Source organism: Actinacidiphila paucisporea (genome assembly GCF_900142575.1).
In the GTDB taxonomy this organism is placed as follows: Bacteria; Actinomycetota; Actinomycetes; order Streptomycetales; family Streptomycetaceae; genus Actinacidiphila; species Actinacidiphila paucisporea.
The window spans coordinates 46,677-63,774 of the sequence record NZ_FRBI01000015.1 but is presented as its reverse complement, the minus strand read 5'-3'; the positions used below and the strand labels follow the sequence as shown (position 1 = coordinate 63,774).

15 protein-coding genes are annotated in these 17,098 nt (G+C 73.0%); 6 read left to right on the top strand and 9 right to left on the bottom strand.

Annotation, left to right across the window (positions count from 1 at the left end; translation table 11 throughout):
* Positions 1-356 precede the first annotated feature (356 nt).
* Positions 357-965, top strand: a complete 609-nt coding sequence (locus BUE44_RS21995) for an ArsR/SmtB family transcription factor (protein WP_073500699.1) — start codon at positions 357-359, stop codon at positions 963-965.
* Positions 962-2,242, top strand: a complete 1,281-nt coding sequence (locus BUE44_RS21990) for an MFS transporter (protein ID WP_073500698.1) — start codon at positions 962-964, stop codon at positions 2,240-2,242. Before BUE44_RS21995 ends, BUE44_RS21990 begins: the two co-directional genes overlap by 4 nt.
* 292 nt (positions 2,243-2,534) lie before the next feature.
* Here BUE44_RS21990 and BUE44_RS21985 read toward each other — a convergent pair whose 3' ends face one another.
* On the bottom strand, positions 2,535-3,272 hold the full coding sequence (locus BUE44_RS21985; RefSeq protein WP_073500697.1) for a TetR/AcrR family transcriptional regulator: 738 nt from the start codon (positions 3,270-3,272) through the stop codon (positions 2,535-2,537).
* Between the two features lie 118 nt (positions 3,273-3,390).
* Between BUE44_RS21985 and BUE44_RS21980 the strand changes: the two genes are divergently transcribed.
* From BUE44_RS21980 to BUE44_RS21970, 3 genes are all read left to right on the top strand, one after another.
* On the top strand, positions 3,391-3,990 hold the full coding sequence (locus BUE44_RS21980; RefSeq protein WP_107415798.1) for an NADPH-dependent FMN reductase: 600 nt from the start codon (positions 3,391-3,393) through the stop codon (positions 3,988-3,990).
* Positions 3,991-4,020: 30 nt separating this feature from the next.
* Positions 4,021-5,619, top strand: coding sequence for an MDR family MFS transporter (locus BUE44_RS21975; protein WP_073500696.1), 1,599 nt, complete (start codon positions 4,021-4,023; stop codon positions 5,617-5,619).
* A gap of 108 nt (positions 5,620-5,727) precedes the next feature.
* Positions 5,728-6,846, top strand: coding sequence for an NADH:flavin oxidoreductase (locus BUE44_RS21970; protein ID WP_073500695.1), 1,119 nt, complete (start codon positions 5,728-5,730; stop codon positions 6,844-6,846).
* 170 nt (positions 6,847-7,016) lie between these two features.
* On the opposite strand, the gene BUE44_RS21965 is transcribed toward BUE44_RS21970, so the two are convergent.
* From BUE44_RS21965 to BUE44_RS21955, 3 genes are read right to left on the bottom strand one after another with little or no spacing between them, the layout of a single operon-like run.
* The gene (locus BUE44_RS21965; protein WP_073500694.1) at positions 7,017-9,113 is read right to left on the bottom strand and encodes a xanthine dehydrogenase family protein molybdopterin-binding subunit; all 2,097 of its coding nucleotides are present in this window, start codon (positions 9,111-9,113) and stop codon (positions 7,017-7,019) included.
* Entirely contained in the window at positions 9,110-10,102 is a 993-nt protein-coding gene (locus BUE44_RS21960; protein ID WP_073500693.1) for an FAD binding domain-containing protein, read from the bottom strand. Before BUE44_RS21960 ends, BUE44_RS21965 begins: the two co-directional genes overlap by 4 nt.
* On the bottom strand, positions 10,099-10,611 hold the full coding sequence (locus BUE44_RS21955; protein WP_073500692.1) for a 2Fe-2S iron-sulfur cluster-binding protein: 513 nt from the start codon (positions 10,609-10,611) through the stop codon (positions 10,099-10,101). Before BUE44_RS21955 ends, BUE44_RS21960 begins: the two co-directional genes overlap by 4 nt.
* 363 nt (positions 10,612-10,974) lie before the next feature.
* Between BUE44_RS21955 and BUE44_RS21950 the strand changes: the two genes are divergently transcribed.
* Complete coding sequence (locus tag BUE44_RS21950; RefSeq protein ID WP_073500691.1) at positions 10,975-12,792, top strand: APC family permease; 1,818 nt, start codon at positions 10,975-10,977, stop codon at positions 12,790-12,792.
* Here BUE44_RS21950 and BUE44_RS21945 read toward each other — a convergent pair.
* From BUE44_RS21945 to BUE44_RS21925, 5 genes are all read right to left on the bottom strand, one after another.
* On the bottom strand, positions 12,773-14,431 hold the full coding sequence (locus BUE44_RS21945; RefSeq protein ID WP_073500690.1) for a hypothetical protein: 1,659 nt from the start codon (positions 14,429-14,431) through the stop codon (positions 12,773-12,775). The two genes, BUE44_RS21950 and BUE44_RS21945, sit on opposite strands and share 20 nt — an antisense overlap.
* Entirely contained in the window at positions 14,428-15,453 is a 1,026-nt protein-coding gene (locus tag BUE44_RS21940) for a hypothetical protein (RefSeq protein WP_073500689.1), read from the bottom strand. The genes BUE44_RS21945 and BUE44_RS21940 overlap by 4 nt, the downstream gene beginning before the upstream one ends.
* A 1-nt stretch (position 15,454) precedes the next feature.
* Positions 15,455-15,874: a hypothetical protein gene (locus BUE44_RS21935; RefSeq protein WP_073500688.1), complete on the bottom strand. Its 420-nt coding sequence runs from the start codon at positions 15,872-15,874 to the stop codon at positions 15,455-15,457.
* A 269-nt stretch (positions 15,875-16,143) separates the two neighbouring features.
* Entirely contained in the window at positions 16,144-16,704 is a 561-nt protein-coding gene (locus BUE44_RS21930; RefSeq protein ID WP_073500687.1) for a hypothetical protein, read from the bottom strand.
* 4 nt (positions 16,705-16,708) lie between these two features.
* Positions 16,709-17,065: a PadR family transcriptional regulator gene (locus BUE44_RS21925; RefSeq protein WP_235002346.1), complete on the bottom strand. Its 357-nt coding sequence runs from the start codon at positions 17,063-17,065 to the stop codon at positions 16,709-16,711.
* Positions 17,066-17,098: the final 33 nt, after the last annotated feature.

Genomic DNA, 17,098 nt, shown 5'->3' with positions numbered 1-17,098 from the left:
GGGGCAGAACATGATCAGCGGCCGGGAACGGCGGCAGAACGCCGGAGACGCGGCGTCAGCGTCCGGCGGGACACCCCGTGCTGGTGACACGCACGTAGTCCACGTGGCGGCGCATCACGAGCGGGGTCATGGCGCCATGGAACCACACCGGCGACCGCTGTGTCAGCCGCACCGCGCCACCACCGGACGTCACGCGGAGTCGCGCGTTCCGCGGACCCTGTCGCGGGGCGTCCGCGCGCGGCCGACCGCCGCCGGCGCGGTCGCGGGGCAGCGGCCTCCGCGCGCGGTGCCGGGTCAACCGGGCGGCGGGGCAGCGGTATTGACTTCCGCGCATCATGAAAGAACACTTTCACGTCATGGATGCCGACAATCTGCTGGGCGACCTCACGATCAGCGATCCCCGGGCGATGCGCGCCCTGTCCCATCCGGTGCGGCTGGCGATCCTCGACCTGTTGCGCCGCGACGGTCCGGCGAGCGCCACCGAACTGGCCCGGGAGATCGACGCCTCGCCGTCCGGCATCAGCTGGCACCTGCGCCACCTGGCCGGATTCGGACTGGTACGTGACAGCGAGCCCGGCACCGACCGCCGGTACCGGCGCTGGGAGGCGGTGGCGCGCGGTTTCCGCTTCGAGGTGCCGGAGGACCCGAGCGACGTCGAGGGCAGGTCGGCCGCTCGGCTGCTGTCCCGGCAGATGTTCCTGCAGGCAGGGGAGACACCGGCCCGCTGGGTGGCCGACGTCGAGCCCGGACTCGATCCGGTCTGGCGCCGGCTGGCCGGCCTGTCCAACACCCGGGTGGTGCTCAGCCCGGCCGAACTCGCCGCCGTGGAGGCGGAGATCGAGCGCCTCCTGGCGCCCTACGTGAACCGGGAGGCGGCCGACCGGCCACCGGACGGCCGCCCCGTCCGGCTGATGCGCTACGTCCTGCCGGAGCAGGCCGGGCCGCCCGCGGGAGGCGCCGGGTGAGCGGCGCGACACCCCCCGGGACACCCCTGCCGCTCTGGAGGGACCGGCAGTTCATACGCTTCTGGTCGGCGCAGACCGTCTCCCAGTTCGGCGACCGGGTCACCGAACTGGCGCTGCCGCTGATCGCCGTGACGGCGCTGCACGCCTCCGCCAACGAGGTGGCCTGGCTGACGGCGCTGAGCTGGACGCCGAACCTGACGGCCATCGTGCTCGGGGCCTGGGTCGATCAGCGCCCCCGCAAGCGCCGGCTGATGGTCGCCGCCGACCTGGCCCGCGGCCTGGTGCTGCTCAGCCTGCCGGCGACCTACCTGGCCGGAGCGGTGACGCTGGGCCAGCTCTACGCCGTCGCGTTGCTCACCGGAACCGCCGCGGTGCTGTTCAACACCTCCTACTCGGCCTTCTTCGCCCACCTGGTGCCGCGGACGTCGTACGTGGACGCCAACAGCAAGCTCAGCACGAGCCGTTCGGCCTCCTTCGTGGCGGGGCCGGCGATCGGCGGGGCGCTGGTGCAGGCGCTGGGCGCTTCGGTGGCCGTCGCCGCCGACGCGGCGTCATTCCTCGCCTCGGCCTTCCTGATCGGGCGCATCCGCACCGACGAGCCACCGCCCTCAGAGGCGCAGCCCTCGGTGCTGCGCCGGGCGCGTGAGGGCATGGCCTTCGTGGTCCGCCACCCGGTTCTGCGGGCCACCCTCGGTTGCGCCGCCACCGTCAACTTCTTCACGTTCATCTCCGGCACCGGTCTGCTGGTCCTGTTCGCCACCCGCGTCCTGCGCCTGACGGCCGGCGGTATCGGCCTGGCGCTCGGCGTGGGGGCGAGCGGGGCGCTGCTGGGCGCGGTGATCGCCCCTCGCATGTCACGCCGGTGGGGCGTGGGCCCCAGCATCGCGGTGGGCGCGGTGCTGTTCCCGGCGTCCACCGCCGTCGCGGCCCTGGCCGGCGGGCCGCTGTGGGTACGCGGCGGAGCACTGGCCCTGGCGGAGTTCCTGGCCGGCATCGGGGTGATGTTCTTCGACATCAACCTCAACTCGCTCCAGACATCGGTCATCCACGACGGAATCCGCAGCCGGGTCTCCGGCGCGTACAGCACCGTCAACTACGGCGTGCGCCCGATCGGCGCCACCGTCGGCGGCGTACTCGCCACCACGGTGGGACTGCGCCCGACCCTCCTGCTGGCCGCCGCCGGCGGCACGCTGTCAGTGCTGTGGCTGGTCTTCTCCCCCGTGCTGGGCATCCGCACCCTGGCTCTGCCACGGGGGCCGGAGGCCGTTTCGACGTGACCGGCGCCGACGCCGAGGCCGCGCATTCCCGCCCGGCCGGCGCGGGGAGTTGTCCAGGCCTCCGAGCCGGCCGCCGTCGCGACCGATCCGGCAGCCCCCGATCGCGGCGAGTGCTCTCCGGCACGCACGCCCCTGTCCGCGCCGGCCGTTGCCAGGCGGCCCGTACACCTCTTCGACTCGGGGACCGGGATGTCGCCCGGCCGGTACCTGGAGACGGTACGGCTGGAGGCCGCGCGGGCGCTGCTCGAATCGGGCAACGACGCCGTCGACGTGGCGGCGGAGCGCGATGCCCTCAGATCGCCAGACGCGCCGCGATGCCGTCGAGGACGGCGTCCAGGCCGGTTTCGAACTGCCACTGTGGATCGTCCTTGCGCTCGGCCTCGCTGATGTAGCGCGCGTACGTCGGGAAACGGCCGGTGTTCATGAGCCAGGCCATCTGCGAGGCCAGTCCCGAGCGGGCCTCCTCCCGGGTGGACCAGCCGCGGACATGCAGCAACTGCGTCAGCCCGACCTCCGATCCGACCGCGCCGTGCACGTAGGAAGTGAGGGTGCTGTAGACCGCCATGGCGGTGTCCACGTCGAGCCCCAGGCCGTCGAGTGCGGCCAGGACGGCCTCGGTCAGCGCCAGCTGGTTCGGGGTCAGCACGCACCACGTCGCCCGCGTCACCCACGAGTGCCGCAGCAGGACCTCCCTCATCCGCAGGGCGACGGACCGCATGGCCGCGCGCCAGCCCTCCTTGCCGTCGGGCAGGTCCAGCTCCGCGTACACGAAGTCGACCATCAGCTCGAGGAGCTCGTCCTTGCCGGTGACGTAGCGGTACGCGGCCATGGGAGCGACGCCTAGTTCGGTGGCCAGGCGGCGCATGGTGACGGCGTCGAGCCCCTCGGCGTCGGCGACGCCGACGGCGGCCTCGGCGATCCGCAGGGCAGTGAGGGTGGGACGGGCAGCGGGCTCCGGTCGGTCGAGGCGCTCCCACAGCGGCACGTGATCCTTGCCCTTACTCGCGCCTTGTCTCTCCCTGGCGGCCATGGCTTCGCTTCCTTCCGACGAACGTGCTGCGTACAGCATATCAGGAGTAGACGGCGTACACTTGGATGTGTACGTTGTACGAAAGCGATGCAATGTACACACCAGCGAGGAGCCTTCCATGGCCGACGTGACTGAAGACGTCCTGCGGGCCGCGGTGATCATCGGCAGCACCAGGGACGGACGGTTCGGTCCGGTCGTCGCCGACTGGATCGCCGGACACATCACACGGCGCGAGGACATGGCGGTCGACCTGGTCGACCTCGTCGAGACCCCTCTGCCGACCGTCTTCCCGGCGTTCGGTCAGGCCCCCTCCGACGAGGTCGTGGCCCAGTTGGGTGCGGTCTCACCGCGGCTGGCCCGGGCCGACGCCTTCGTGATCGTCACGCCCGAGTACAACCACAGCTTCCCCGCGCCACTGAAGAACGCCGTCGACTGGCACAACGAGCAGTGGCACGCCAAGCCGGTCGGCTTCGTCTCCTACGGCGGCCTTGCGGGCGGCCTGCGCGCCGTCGAACAGCTCCGTGTCGTGCTCGCGGAGCTCCACGCGGTCACGATCCGCAACACCGTCAGCTTCCACAACTACGGCGAGGCGTTCGGCGCCGACGGCAAGCCGTACGACTCCGCATGCGACGTCGCGGCCAAGGCCATGCTCGACCAGCTCACCTGGTGGGGGCAGGCCCTGCGCGAGGCCAGGCGCGTCCGCCCCTATGGCGTCTGACATCCCGCCACTCGTGCCCTGGGGGCAGCGATGAACGACCGCCCGATCGACCCTCCCGCACCCGACCGACCCGGTCTGCCCCGGCTCGGTGTCTTCGGGCTGATGCTCAGCATCTTCCTGGCGACGCTCGACGGACAGATCGTCAGCACCGCACTCCCCACGATCGTGGGCGACCTCGGCGGCCTCGACCACTTCTCGTGGTCGGTGACGGCCTATCTGCTCACCATGGCCGCGTCCACTCCCCTCTGGGGCAAGCTGGGGGACCTCTACGGCCGCAAGGGCGCCTGCATGAACTCCGTGGTGCTCTTCCTGGCGGGGACGGTGTTGTGCGGCCTGGCGCAGAGCATGGGACAGCTCATCGTCTTCCGTGGCCTCCAGGGTCTCGGCGCGGGTGGCCTGACGGTCGGCGCGCTCTCGGTCATCGGCGTGATGGTGCCCGCCCAGGAGCGCGGCCGCATCCAGTCGATGGTGGGCGTCATGATGCCGGTCGCGTTCGTCGGCGGGCCCCTGCTCGGCGGGTTCATCACCGACCACATGAGCTGGCGCTGGGCGTTCTACGTCAACGTGCCCGTCGGCCTCGTCGCGCTGCTGGCGGTCGCCAAGGGCGTACGGCTGCCCGCCGGCCGCGTCACGGGGCGGATCGACTACCTCGGCACGGCCCTGCTCACCACCGGCATCCTGACCCTCACGCTGCTGTCCGGCTGGGCAGGCACCACGTACGCCTGGGCATCCTGGCAGACCGCTGGGCTCGCCGTGGTCGTCGTGCTGAGCCTGGCCTGGTTCGTCCGGGTGGAACTGCGCACGGCCGAACCGATCACGCCGCCACGGCTCTTCGCCGACCGGGACTTCACCCTTGCCCAGGTCCTCAGTTTCCTGGTCGGCGCCGTCCTCTACCCCGTCCTCAACTACCTCCCGCAGTACATGCAGTTCGTCCAGGGCTCCTCGGCCACGGCCAGCGGACTGCTCATCCTGCCGCTGATGCTCGGCATGTTCGCGGCCCAGCTGGCCACCGGGCGGCTGATGGACGGCGGCGGTCCGGGCCGCGTCGTGCCGCTCACCGGCGGCGCCGTCACCTTGGCCGGGGCGCTGCTGCTGCTCCTGCTCGGCACGGACACCCCGCTCGTCGCGGCGTCCGCACTCACCCTGGTCATCGGGGTGGGAATCGGGGTCCTGCTGCAGAGCACCCTGCTGACCACGATGCACCACGCGGCTCCGCGCGACATGGGTGCGGCCACGGGCACGGTCACCCTGGTGCGGACCATCGGCGGCTCCCTCGGGGTCGCCGTGCTCGGGGCCGTACAGGGCAGCCGCATGAGCGGTGTGCTGGCCGAGCGGCTCGGCTCCGGCACGGAGGAACGGCTGACCGCGGGGGGCGGACTGACCCCGGCTCTGCTGAAGGACATGCCGCTCGCTACGCGCGACGTCGTCGCGGACGCCGTCAGCAGCGCTCTGCACGGCGTGCTGGTCGGCGCGGCCGTCCTGTCCGCGATCGCGTTCGGCACGGCGTGGTTCGTCCGCGCAGCGCCGGCCACGGCCGCGGCGGCCGCCGTGACACCGGCTTCCGGGGCCGGCACCGGCGCCCTCACCGGCGCCGCGAAGGGCTCGGCCCCGCCCCCCTCGGGGGACTGACCGTGGCCCCGGGGCCACCCCCGATCCTCACCACACCCACCCGAGACACCGACCGCACGGCCCGAAGCCCCTCGCCGTCCGGTCGGCCTTCACCGAAGGCGAACACCGATGCCAATGAATTCCGTCGAACGTGTCAGGGACGTCCTGGTCCGTCCGTTCTCCCTGGGAGGCCTCACGCTGCCCAACCGTGTCGTGATGGCTCCGATGACGCGCGAGTTCTCCCCCGGCGGCGTGCCGGGCCACGACGTGGCACGGTACTACGCCCGGCGGGCGGCCGCCGGTGTCGGCTTGATCATCACCGAGGGCACCTACGTCGGCCACGACTCGGCGGGCAACAGCGCCCGGGTCCCGCACTTCCACGGCGACGAGGCGCTCGCCGGCTGGTCGGCCGTGGCCGAGGCCGTGCACCGGGCGGGCGGCCGCATCCTGCCGCAGCTGTGGCACGTGGGCATGGACCGCACCGCCGGCAATCCACCGGTCCCCGACGCCCCGCGGATCGGCCCCTCCGGCATCGCCCTGGACGGCACGGAGTCGGGCCGGGAGATGACCCGGTCGGACATCGACGACGTGGTCGCCGCTTACGCCACGGCCGCCGCGTCGGCCGAGGCACTGGGCTTTGACGGGGTCGAGATCCACGGTGGCCACGGCTACCTGATCGACCAGTTCCTGTGGGCCCGTACCAACCGGCGCACCGACGCCTACGGCGGCGATATCGGCGGCCGCACCCGCTTCGCCGCCCAGATCGTGGCCGCCTGCCGGGAGAGCGTCTCCGCCGGCTTCCCGATCTCCTTCCGGTTCTCCCAGTGGAAGATCAACGACTACCGGGCGCGGGTCGCCGAGACACCGCAGGAACTGCAGACCATGCTCGGCCTGCTGGCCGACGCGGGCGCCGACGCCTTCCACTGCTCCACCCGGCGCTTCCACCGCCCCGAGTTCGAGGGTTCCGACCTCAACCTGGCGGGTTGGGCGAAGAAGCTCTCCGGTAAACCCGCCATCAGCGTCGGCTCGGTGGGCCTCAGTAACGAGTTCATGCAGGTGTTCCAGGGCATGCAGGCCGAGGTCACCGACATCGGCGAGCTGCTCGACCGGATGGAGCGCGACGAGTTCGACCTCGTGGCGGTCGGCCGGGCCCTGCTCGGGGATCCCGAGTGGCTTCAGAAGGTCCTCGCCGGACGCGTAGACGAGCTCACTCCCTTCCACGCGGGCCTCGTCGGCACCCTCCGCTGAGCCGCACGGCGGCCCTGCCCGACCGCAGGCCGCTGATCCCGTCGCTCCGGACGGTGTCCGCTGACGCGCTGTCACCACCCTGCCGCCGGGGGTCCGACATCCGACGGATGGCCGATGCCGACCTGCGCCGTATGCCACCGCACCGCGGTGCCCGGCCGGTGTGCGGGAATTCAGGAGTCCAGGAATTTGTCCAGGGTGATGGGCAGGTCGCGGACACGGACGCCGGTGGCGTTGTACGCGGCGTTCGCGACCGCGGCAGCGGTGCCGACGATTCCGATCTCGCCGATGCCCTTGGTGCCCATCGGATTGACGTGGGGGTCGTCCTCGTCGAGCCATGACGCCTCGATGCGGTCGACGTCGGCGTTGGTCGCGATGTGGTATTCGGCGAAGTCGTGGTTGGCGACCTGGCCCACGTGGTCGTCGAAGTAGCTCTGTTCGTGCAGCGCCATCGACAGGCCCATCGTCATGCCGCCGATCAACTGCGACCTGGCCGTCTTCGGGTTGACGATGCGGCCGGCCGCGAAGACCCCGACCAGTCGCGGTACGCGCACCTCACCGGTCTCGGGGTGCACCCGGATCTCGGCGAACTGGGCGCCGAAGGCGTACATGGCGAACCGCTCGGTGGCCGGGTTGTCGCCGGTCTCGCCGGTGGCCTCGGCGCCCTCGTGCGGCGACTCGCCGAAGCTCTCGCGCATCCGCCGGGCGGCGTGGACGACGGCCGAGCCCCAGGCGGTGATGCCCGACGACCCGCCCGCGACCGACGCCGGCGGGAACACGGTGTCCCCGATCCTCAGTTCGACCCGCTCGACCGGTACGTCCAGGGCGTCGGCGGCGATCTGGGTCAGCGCGGTCCAGGTGCCGGTGCCCAGGTCGGCGGCGCCGATGGAGACCGTGTAGCGGCCGTCGGCGCCGGCCCGGACGGTCGCGGACGACCCGGGCATCCACAGGACCGGATAGACGGAGGCCGCGACTCCCAGTCCCACCAGCCGTCCCTCCTCGTACCGGGCACGCGGCGTCGGATCGCGCCGCTCCCAGCCGATCCGGCGCGCGCCCTCGCGCAGGCACGCCACGAGATTGCGGCTGGAGAAGGGCAGGCCGGACTCGGGATCGGTCTCCGGCTCGTTGCGGACGCGCAGTTCGACCGGGTCGACACCGCAGGCGTCGGCCAGTTCGTCCATCGCCACCTCGGCGCCGAACATCCCCGGGCACTCCCCCGGCGCCCGCATCCAGGACGGCACCGGCACGTCGAGCCGCGCCACCCGGTGGGTCGTCCGGCGGTGGGGGGCGGCGTACATCGTCCGGGACGGGACCGCTGTCTGCTCGGCGAACTCCTTGATCCGCGAGGTCTGCGAGATCGCGTCCACGCTGAGGGCGGCGAGCCGGCCGTCGCGGTCGGCGCCGAGGCGGACGCGCTGGACGGTGGGTGTGCGATAGCCGGCCAGGGAGAACATCTGCTGCCGGGTGAGCGCGAACTTGACCGGCCGGCCCGGGACGAGGTGGGCGGCCATCGCCGCGAGCACGACCGGCGCGTGCGGGGTGCCCTTCGATCCGAAGCCGCCGCCGACGTGCGGGGACACGACGTGCACCTGCTCGGTTTCGAGGCGGAACAGCGGGGCCACCTGCGAACGGACCATGTGCACGCCCTGCGTGGAGTCGTGGAGGGTCAGCTCGCCGTCGGCCCAGCACGCGACGGTGGTGAGCGGTTCCATCGGATTGTTGTGGTACATCGCGGTGCTGTAGGTCCGGTCCACCGTCACGGCCGCCGCGGCCAGAGCCGCCTCCACGTCCCCCTGCGCCGTGTCGGTCGCGTATCCGCCGTTGACCTTCTCCGGGGCGTACAGGTCGTCGCGGTCGGCCCGCAGGCCGGTGTCGTGGGGCTGCTCGTCGTAGGTGGTACGCACCAGGCTCGCGGCGTACCGGGCGGTCTCCGACGTGGTGGCGACCACGCCGCCGATGATCTGGCCGCGGAAGGCGACGGCGTCGGACTGCAGGACCGCCAGTTCCGCGTCCCCGGTGTCGGCCAACCGCGGGGCGTTGTGGTGGGTGAGCACGGCGAGCACTCCGGGCACCGCCTCGGCGGCCTCGGTGTCGATCGCGGTGATCCGGCCGCGGGCGACGGTGGCCTGCACCGCGTGGAGGTACGCCGGCGCGTCGACCGGCTGCTCGTAGGCGTAGCGCGCGGTCCCGGTGACTTTCGCGTGCCCGTCGAGGCGGTCGAGCGGGGTGCCGACGGCGCGGGGCGGGAAGCGCCTGTCCGTGGTGGTCATCGCGGGGTCCTTCCGGTCAGCTCGCGCAGCGTCGCCACCAGCGTGTTGCGGGCCAGCGGCACCTTGAAGGCGTTGCCCGCGACGGGCTGCGCCGCGGACAGTTCCGCTTCCGCGGCGCGGCGGAAGCTGTCGTCGGTCGCGGGGGCGCCGCGCAGTTCCCGTTCGGCACGGGCCGCCCGCCAGGGCTTGTGCGCGACCCCGCCGAGGGCGATCCGGACGTCGGCGACCACGCCGTCGCGTACGTCGAGGGCGGCGGCGACCGACACCAGCGCGAAGGCGTAGGAGGCCCGGTCGCGCACCTTGCGGTAGAGCGACGTCATGCCGTCCGGCAGTGCCGGCAGGTCCATGGCGGTGACCAGTTCGCCGTGCCGGAGCACGGTGTCGTGCTGCGGCTCGTCGCCGGGCAGCCGGTGGAAGTCGCCGAGCGGCACGGCGCGTTCACCGTCCGGGCCGGTCACCTGGACGACGGCGTCGAGTACGGCCATGGCAACGGCCATGTCCGAGGGGTGTGTCGCGATGCAGTCGGGCGAGGCGCCGAGGATCGCGTGGTAGCGCTGGTAGCCCTCCAGTGCGGAGCAGCCGCTGCCGGGAACGCGCTTGTTGCAGGCGGTGGTGACGTCCTGGAAGTACACGCAGCGGGTGCGCTGCAGCAGGTTCCCGCCGGTGGTGGCGAGGTTGCGCAGCTGGCCGGACGCGCCGGACAGCAGCGCCTGGGACAGGACCGGGTAGCGTTCCCTGATCAGCGGGTCGGCGGCCAGGTCGCTGTTGCGTACGGTGCCGCCGACGCGTACCCCGCCGTCCGGCAGCTCCTCGATCCGGTCGAGCGGCAGCCGGGTGATGTCGACGAGGAGGCCGGGCGTGGCGACGCCGAGCCGCAGGTGGTCGACGAGGTTGGTGCCCCCGCCGAGGAAGACCGCTTCGCGGTCCCGGGACAGCAGGGCGACCGCTGCCGCCACGTCGTCGGCACGCCGGTAGTCGAACGGTTTCAACGCGCTGCCTCCTGGATGGCGGGGACGATCGCACGGTAGGCGCCGCAGCGGCACAGGTTGCCGCTCATCCGCTCCCTGATCTCCGCCTCCGACAGCTCGACCGGTCCGGTCGAATACGCCAGGTCCGCGGTCACGGCGCTGGGCCAGCCGGCCCGCGCCTCGGCGAGCATGCCGACCGCGGAGCAGATCTGCCCCGGCGTGCAGTATCCGCACTGGAAGGCGTCGTGGCGGACGAACGACTTCTGCATCGGGTGCAGCTCCTGCCCGTCGGCCAGGCCCTCGACGGTCGTGATCCCGCTGCCGTCGTGCGCGACGGCCAGCGCCAGGCAGCTGTTCACCCGCCGCCCGTCGAGCAGGACCGTGCAGGCCCCGCACTGACCGTGGTCGCAGCCCTTCTTCGGGCCGGTCACCCCGAGCCGTTCCCGCAGCGCGTCCAGCAGGGTGGTCCGGGTGTCCACGGTCAGGCGCCGCGGCTCCCCGTTGACCTGGAGGCTGATCTCGACATCCACGGAACGTCGCTCCTTCGTCGCCCGGACATGGGCATCCACCGGGAAGGACGTGCGTACCCGCCCGCCGGGCCCGCGTACCGCCACCGCCCGTATCGGCGCCGGAGTGGCCTACACCCCGGCCGCGCGAGGTCGCAGCCGCCCGCGGGTCCGGGTCACGTGTCGCGACCCGGCCCTCGTCGGTCGCGGTCGGCCCGTGGTGACGTCGCCGGAGCGGGGCCCGACGGCGTCGGGGGCGCCGAGGGCCGCGGCGTCGAGGTGGCGTCGCGCGGGGTGGGCGAAGTCGCCTCCGTTGTCGCGGGTGCGCCGTATCCTGGGCGTCACCCACGGTAGGCGTGCGGGATCGAGGGGCCGCGAGGGGAGCGGATGAGCGACTTACCTGGGCAGCGGAGCGCCGGGACGGCGTCGTCGAAGGCGGAGGAGCGGGCCGAGCGCCGGCTGCTGTCGTTCTACGACCTGCTCTTCCTGGGGGCAGGCGGGGTGGTGGGCTCCGGGTGGCTGCTGGGCGCGGTGGAGGCGGACGCGGGCGCGGGGTCCTGGGCCGTCTTCTCCTGGCTCATCGGCGGCGCGCTGCTGGTGGTCATCGCGGCGGTGATGGTCCAGGTGAGCACCACGGCGCCCAAGACCGGCGGCCTGGTCTTCCTTCCCCTGCAGAGCAGCGGCCCCCTGGTGGCGACGGTGGTCGCGGCGGGGGTGTGGGTCTTCTACGCGGTCAACCCGGCGAGCGAGGCCGCCGCGATGACCCGCGGCCTGGCCACGTGGCAGCACTCCGGCGGCCTGGTCAAGTCCGACGGCGACGGGCTGGCCGCGCGCGGCATCGCCCTGTCGCTGCTCTTCGTGATGCTGCTCGCCGCGGTCAATCTGCTCGGGCCGCGGCTGTTCCTGGTGATCAACAACGCGTTGACGGCCTTCAAGATCGTCGTGCCGCTGCTGATCGTCGCCCTGCTCGTCTACGCGGAGCTCCACCCGCCCGGGCATCCGCCGCACTTCGGCCCCGCGCACCCCTCCCCCGGCGTCCACCACCCCCACCACTACGACCTGGGCTCCGTGATCAGCACCGTCACCAGCAGCGGGGTGATCTACGCCTACCTCGGCTACCAGGGGCCGCTGGACTTCGCCGGCGGCGTCCGGCGGCGCGGCATCGGCGAGGCGGCGCGGCTGCGGCGGGCCGTCTACGGCACGGTCGTGGGGTCGGTGTTCCTCTACGTGGCGCTCCAGTTCGTGGTGATCTACATCCGCCACCGGTCCGGCGGGGCGGTCGACGCGGGCAGCTCCCCCTACACCCAGTTCGTCTCGGCGGTCGCGCCGCACTGGGCGGCGGCGCCGCTGGTCTGGCTGATCCACGTCGACACCATCTTGTCGCCGGCCGGCGCCGGCATGGTCTACACCTACGTGCTCACCCGTGAGATCGCCGCCTTCAGCCGCGCCCACCTGACGCACCGGGGCCTGCAGAAGACCAGCTTCTCGACGATCACCCTCGGCCACGGACGGCTGCGCCGGCTCTTCGGCGAGGACCGGCTCGACGTCTACTGGCTCATCCTCATCGTGGACTTCGTGATCAGCGGCGTCGCCCTGCTGTGCTTCGGCGGGAAGTGGTCGGTCCTCGGCGACATCGACACGGTGCTTGCCCTGGTGGTCTACGCGACGCCGAGCGTGGTGCTCGCGTCCCTGCAGCGCCGCGACCCCCGGCTCTTCCCCCGGCGCCGGTCGCGGGTGCTGGCCACGACCGCGTTCGTGTCGAGCGCCGTCATCTTCTACCTGGCCGGCTGGGACGTGCTGTGGCCGGGCATGGCGGCGCTGACCGCGGGCTGCCTGCTGCTGTTCGCCCTGCCGCTGGCCGCCCCCGCCTCACGCTGGTACGACGCCAAGGCCCACGCGGTCCAGCTGCGGCATCTCCGCACGAGCCCGGCCGCCCGCTCGGCCGCGCTGCTCTACGGCTACTTCGCCTTCGCCACCGTCGCGTCCAGCGCCAACCGGTTCCTGTGGCCGGCGCACCCCCTTGTCAAGCTGGTCAGCGCGGTGCCGCTGGCGGTGCTCGCCGTCGTCGTCTTCCGCCAGATGGTGACGCTGTCGGTGCGCTACATGGACGACCACGCCCCGACCCTCCCGACGCCGGCCCCGCCGGACGGGGCCGTCGCCTCCCCTCCCCCGCACCAGCCGGCCGTCACTGTACGAAGTGGATGACCGCCTCGGCGTCCTCCCCGTACCGCCGGCGGCGCAACTCGGCCACGACGTCGTCCCTGCGGCTCACCTCGGCCCAGCGGCCGACGGTGGCGCTGAGCAGCGCGTCCCAGCGCTCGTCGCCGGGCATGGCGCTGAGCCGCACGTGCGCGACGATGCCCGCCACGTCCTCCGCCCTGAGCCACTGGTCGTTCTCCAGGCAGCGCTCCAGCAGGTCGAACCCGACGTCGGCCATGCCCTGCGCGTACAGCTGCGCCGCGATGCGGCCGATCACCGAGGCGGTGCCCTCCAGCGCGTGGTCGGAGGCCGCCGGGTCCGACAGCTCGCGCAGGGCGAGGAAGGTCAGCGTGGAGGCGTTGCGCTGCTCCTGCAGGGCCTCCAGGTAGGCGACGAAGGCCTCCGCGGTGATCTCGCCCGCCATGAGCCGCGCGGTGAGCCGCTGGTTGACCGAGTGCGCCGCGCGCCGCACCTCCCGGCGTCCGACGAGGCCGAGCAGCCGCGCGGTCTCCGTCCCGGTCCTGCCCCACACGTGGGCCGCGACGGCGACGCGCAGCTCGCCGCGGCAGCGCTCGGGCGCCGCGTCGTTGTGCAGCGTCTGGTGCAGGTCCTCCAGGAAGCCGGTGGTGCGCGGGCCCTGCCCGCGGTCCGCGCCGCGGGCGACCACGTCGGCGAGCAGCTCCCTGAACGTGCCGGACAGCGTGGCCGACTTGTACCAGTGCGTGATGACCTCGGCGAGCGACTCGGCGTCCGGGCGGGCGGCGGCGTAACCGCGTACCACCGCGCAGCGCTCCTCAGAACGCCCCACCAGGCGCTCGCACAGCCCCACGAGGCGGCGCGGCCGCCAGGTGCGCCCGATGTGGTCGGCGAGCCTGAGGGCGCCCTCGGGCTCGCCGACCAGCAGATCGGCGGCGATCCTCGTGGTGGCGGCCTGCTCGTGCACCGCCTCCATCCGCCGCGCGATCCACTCCTCGACGATCGGCTCAGAGGGGCTGAGGTGGCACAGCGCGCCCACGATGCCCACGTGGTCCTCGGGGACGGCGGACGGGGCGCCGGCCCGCGCCTGCGCGGCGGCCTCGCGGATGGCCAGCCCCAGCAGCGCGTCGGCGTCCTGGTGGCACTGGCGTTCGCGTAACTCGATGAAGAGGGCGGCCTTGTCGAGGGTGGTGCGGCCGGACGCCGGCGAGACGAACGCGCCGAGTGTCTGGGCCACCAGCTCGGCGTGGCCGCGGCACGCGCTGACGAATTCCGCGACCTCGGGCACGATGCGCTGGGCGGTGACGTCGTGGACCAGGTCGCGGGTCAGCCGGCGCTCCCCGCTCTGCTCGGACTCCTTGGTCCACTGCCGGATCGCGAGCTGCGCCGCCTGCCCGACAGGTCGGGTCAGGGCGGCGAGCGCCAGCACGATCGTCGCGTCGAGGGAGTCGAAGCCGGCCGGGTCAGCGGCCGCGGGGTCCATGCTCAGCAGGTCGTCTATCGACCGGCGCAGCGCGAAGACGTGCAGGATCCGCATCACCGCGGCCGGCTGCGGGGCGAGCAGGACGCGTCCGTCGTGGCGTACGCCCTCGCGTATCACCCGCACGCGCCGGACGACGTCGGGGATGGGGTTGGTGACGACCCAGTCGTCCAGTCCGGCGTCGGTCACGCGAGCAGGGCCTGTCCGGCCTCCGCCCAATACTGGGCGAAGAGCTCGGGGCGCTCGAAGTACCGGTTGGCCCGCTCGTTGACGCGCAGCGCCAACCGCCGCCCGGCGTCGTTGGCCTGCTGGGCCAGCAGGGTGACGACCCGTCCGGCGTTCGCCGGGTCGTCGAGCAGCCGGTCGAGCGGGTAGGGGCTCTCCCGCATCATCGTCTCGACCCACTCCTCCGCCGAGGCGGGCGCCGAGGGTGTGCGCTCGCGGTCCGGCCGGGCCATCCGGTTGGTGAACAGCGGCATTCCCTCGCGTCCGCCGTTGAGGATCATGTTGGGCAGGTCGTGCGGCGTGTCACAGCCGTGCATCCGGGCCTGGACGGCGTCCCGCAGCAGGCCGAGGGTGAGTTCGTCGTCGTGGTGGCGCGTGCCCCGCGTCAGGACGTCGAGCAGATGGCCGCTGAAAGGCGTGCACGTGTCGAGCCCGTCCGGCAGGCGGGGGCAGCCCTTCGCATCCGCCCTGGGGTTGTTCTTCGTCGCGGTCAGCACGCACGTGCCCTCGGCCCCGACGCCGAGCGGCCCGCGTTTCGTCCCCTCGCCGCTCAGCTGCGGCAGCAGGTTGGAGTAGCAGCAGTCGGCTATCAGCACCTTGAGCGAGGCCCGGCTGCGGCGGATGGCGCGGTAGACGTACCAGCTGGACAGCCATGTGTGGGGCTGCAGCAGGCGTGACGATCCGACCGCCAGGTGCACCTGGTCGTCGGGCATGTCGCTCCAGCAGGCGCCGTGGCCGACGTACACGACGAGCAGGGTGTCCCCCGGTTCGGCCTGGTCGGCGGTCCGCTGGACCGCTCCCATGACGTCGTTGACCGATCCGAGCTGCTCGGCGGGCAGCACCTCGACCGCGTCGGTGCCCCACCGCGGATCGCTTTCGAGCACCTGCCCGTACATGCGCGCGCTCTGCCCGATCTCAGGGTGGCTGGCGATCCCGGAGTCCGGCGCGTAGTCGGCGGGCCCGATGACGAGCGCGCGTGACGCCATCTCAGCCCCCGCGCGGGTGGTCGGCGGCGGCCGTCGGGGACGGCGCGGGTGCCGGCACGCCGGCGGCGTCGCCCGCTGCCGGGGTGCCCTGCGGGCCGTGCTCCGCGCCCTGGGCGCCGGGGGCCTCCGCCACGTCGACGCGGACCTCGGGCGGGTCCAGATACCGCGCGGACCAGCGCGCCACCACCGCGCGGACCAGGTCGGCGCCCTTCTCGTAGGCGAACTCCCCGGCCTTTCCCGCCGCACCGCTCAGGGCGGCGGCGAGCAGGAACTCGGCGGCGCCGCCGGACAGGTGCCGTCCCTCGGGGACGCGCTCCTCGTGCCAGTCGAGCCCGGTCTCCCGGACGAGTTCGGCGAGCAGGTCAGCGGAGTCGTCGAGGCCCGACGCCCCGGCCACCTCGACCTCGATACGCGCCACCACCGCGTTACCCCCTTGTCCCCGGCCGGTCGCCTCGGCTCGACACGCCGGCCTGCGCCACCGGTTACGAGGCTAGTCGCGCGGTTCGGCGCGGGTCAACGAGGCCGGGGTGGGCGGGCCGCCCCCGGGGGTGTCCCGTCTTGCGCGAACGGCCCTGCGCACGCGTCCCGTTGCGTCGCTCGACCCGCCCCGCCTTCGCCGGACTCATGCGCCGTGCCCGCCGGCCCGCTCGCGGCAACTGGCTTCTGCCAGGCCCCGACCGGCCCCGCGGATCAGCTGGTGACGGCCGGGTGCCGGTGCCGTGCCTTCCAGGCGGGCAGCAGCCGCCAGAGCCGGCCGCAGGCGATGCTCCCCGCGAACAGCAGCAGGTAGGTCCACGGGGTCCAGGCACCACCGACCTGGGCGCTGCGGCCCTGGTCGAAGGTGAAAGTCAGCCCGCTCTGCAGGAAGCTGACGCCGCTCCAGGTGAAGGTGCCGGTCGCGGTCGCGTCATGCGCCGTGATGCCCTGCCGGAATGCCGAGGCCGCCTCCCCCAGAACGTAGTTGAGCAGCAGGGGAACCGCGGTGAGGAAGGCCGCCGCGGCGATCCAGGAGTGCCGGGGGCCTTCGCCGAACTCGGCGGCCAGGTAGTTCTCCGCCAGCCGGCGGCCGCCGCCGAGGCGACGCAGCGCCTCGCCGACTCCGACGTCCTCGGCGGCGGCCACCAGATTCGCCCGCACCTCGCGGCGGGTGGCCACCCGGGAGGCGCGCGGCAGGTCGTACAGCTGCTGGTCCAAGGCCCACACGAGGCGTTCGATACGCAGTCGGCCGAGCAGCGAGAGGGCGTGCGGCATGGTGTCAGTGTCCCTTCCGGGGTGCGGTGGGCAGTGGGCGTGTCAGGACGGAGTCGACGGCGGCCACGTGCCGGGCCCATGTGGCGGTCCCGGCCTCCAGGGCGTCGTGGCCGGCCGCGGTGAGCCGGTAGTACTTACGTGCCGGGCCGCTCGGGGAGGCGACGAGACGGGTGGCCAGCCTGCCCTCGCGCTGCAGCCGGGACAGCGCCGGATACACGGTTCCCTCCAGCACGTCGGAGAAGCCGGCCGCCTGAAGCCGCTGCACCACCTCGTACCCGTAGGACTCCTGTTCGGCCAGCAGGTGCAGCAGCACCACGGACAACACGCCCTTCAGCAGCTGGGGATCATGGCTCGATGTCACACAACTAGACTGTCTCCACTACCTGGCAAAGTC

Bases quoted from the DNA above. Each gene is read 5' to 3' on its own strand.
- BUE44_RS21995 (WP_073500699.1), top strand. From the start codon at position 357: ATGGATGCCGACAATCTGCTGGGCGACCTCACGATCAGCGATCCCCGG.
- BUE44_RS21985 (WP_073500697.1), bottom strand. From the start codon at position 3,272: ATGGCCGCCAGGGAGAGACAAGGCGCGAGTAAGGGCAAGGATCACGTG.
- BUE44_RS21980 (WP_107415798.1), top strand. From the start codon at position 3,391: ATGGCCGACGTGACTGAAGACGTCCTGCGGGCCGCGGTGATCATCGGC.
- BUE44_RS21975 (WP_073500696.1), top strand. From the start codon at position 4,021: ATGAACGACCGCCCGATCGACCCTCCCGCACCCGACCGACCCGGTCTG.
- BUE44_RS21970 (WP_073500695.1), top strand. From the start codon at position 5,728: ATGCCAATGAATTCCGTCGAACGTGTCAGGGACGTCCTGGTCCGTCCG.
- BUE44_RS21965 (WP_073500694.1), bottom strand. From the start codon at position 9,113: ATGACCACCACGGACAGGCGCTTCCCGCCCCGCGCCGTCGGCACCCCG.
- BUE44_RS21950 (WP_073500691.1), top strand. From the start codon at position 10,975: ATGAGCGACTTACCTGGGCAGCGGAGCGCCGGGACGGCGTCGTCGAAG.
- BUE44_RS21940 (WP_073500689.1), bottom strand. From the start codon at position 15,453: ATGGCGTCACGCGCGCTCGTCATCGGGCCCGCCGACTACGCGCCGGAC.
- BUE44_RS21930 (WP_073500687.1), bottom strand. From the start codon at position 16,704: ATGCCGCACGCCCTCTCGCTGCTCGGCCGACTGCGTATCGAACGCCTC.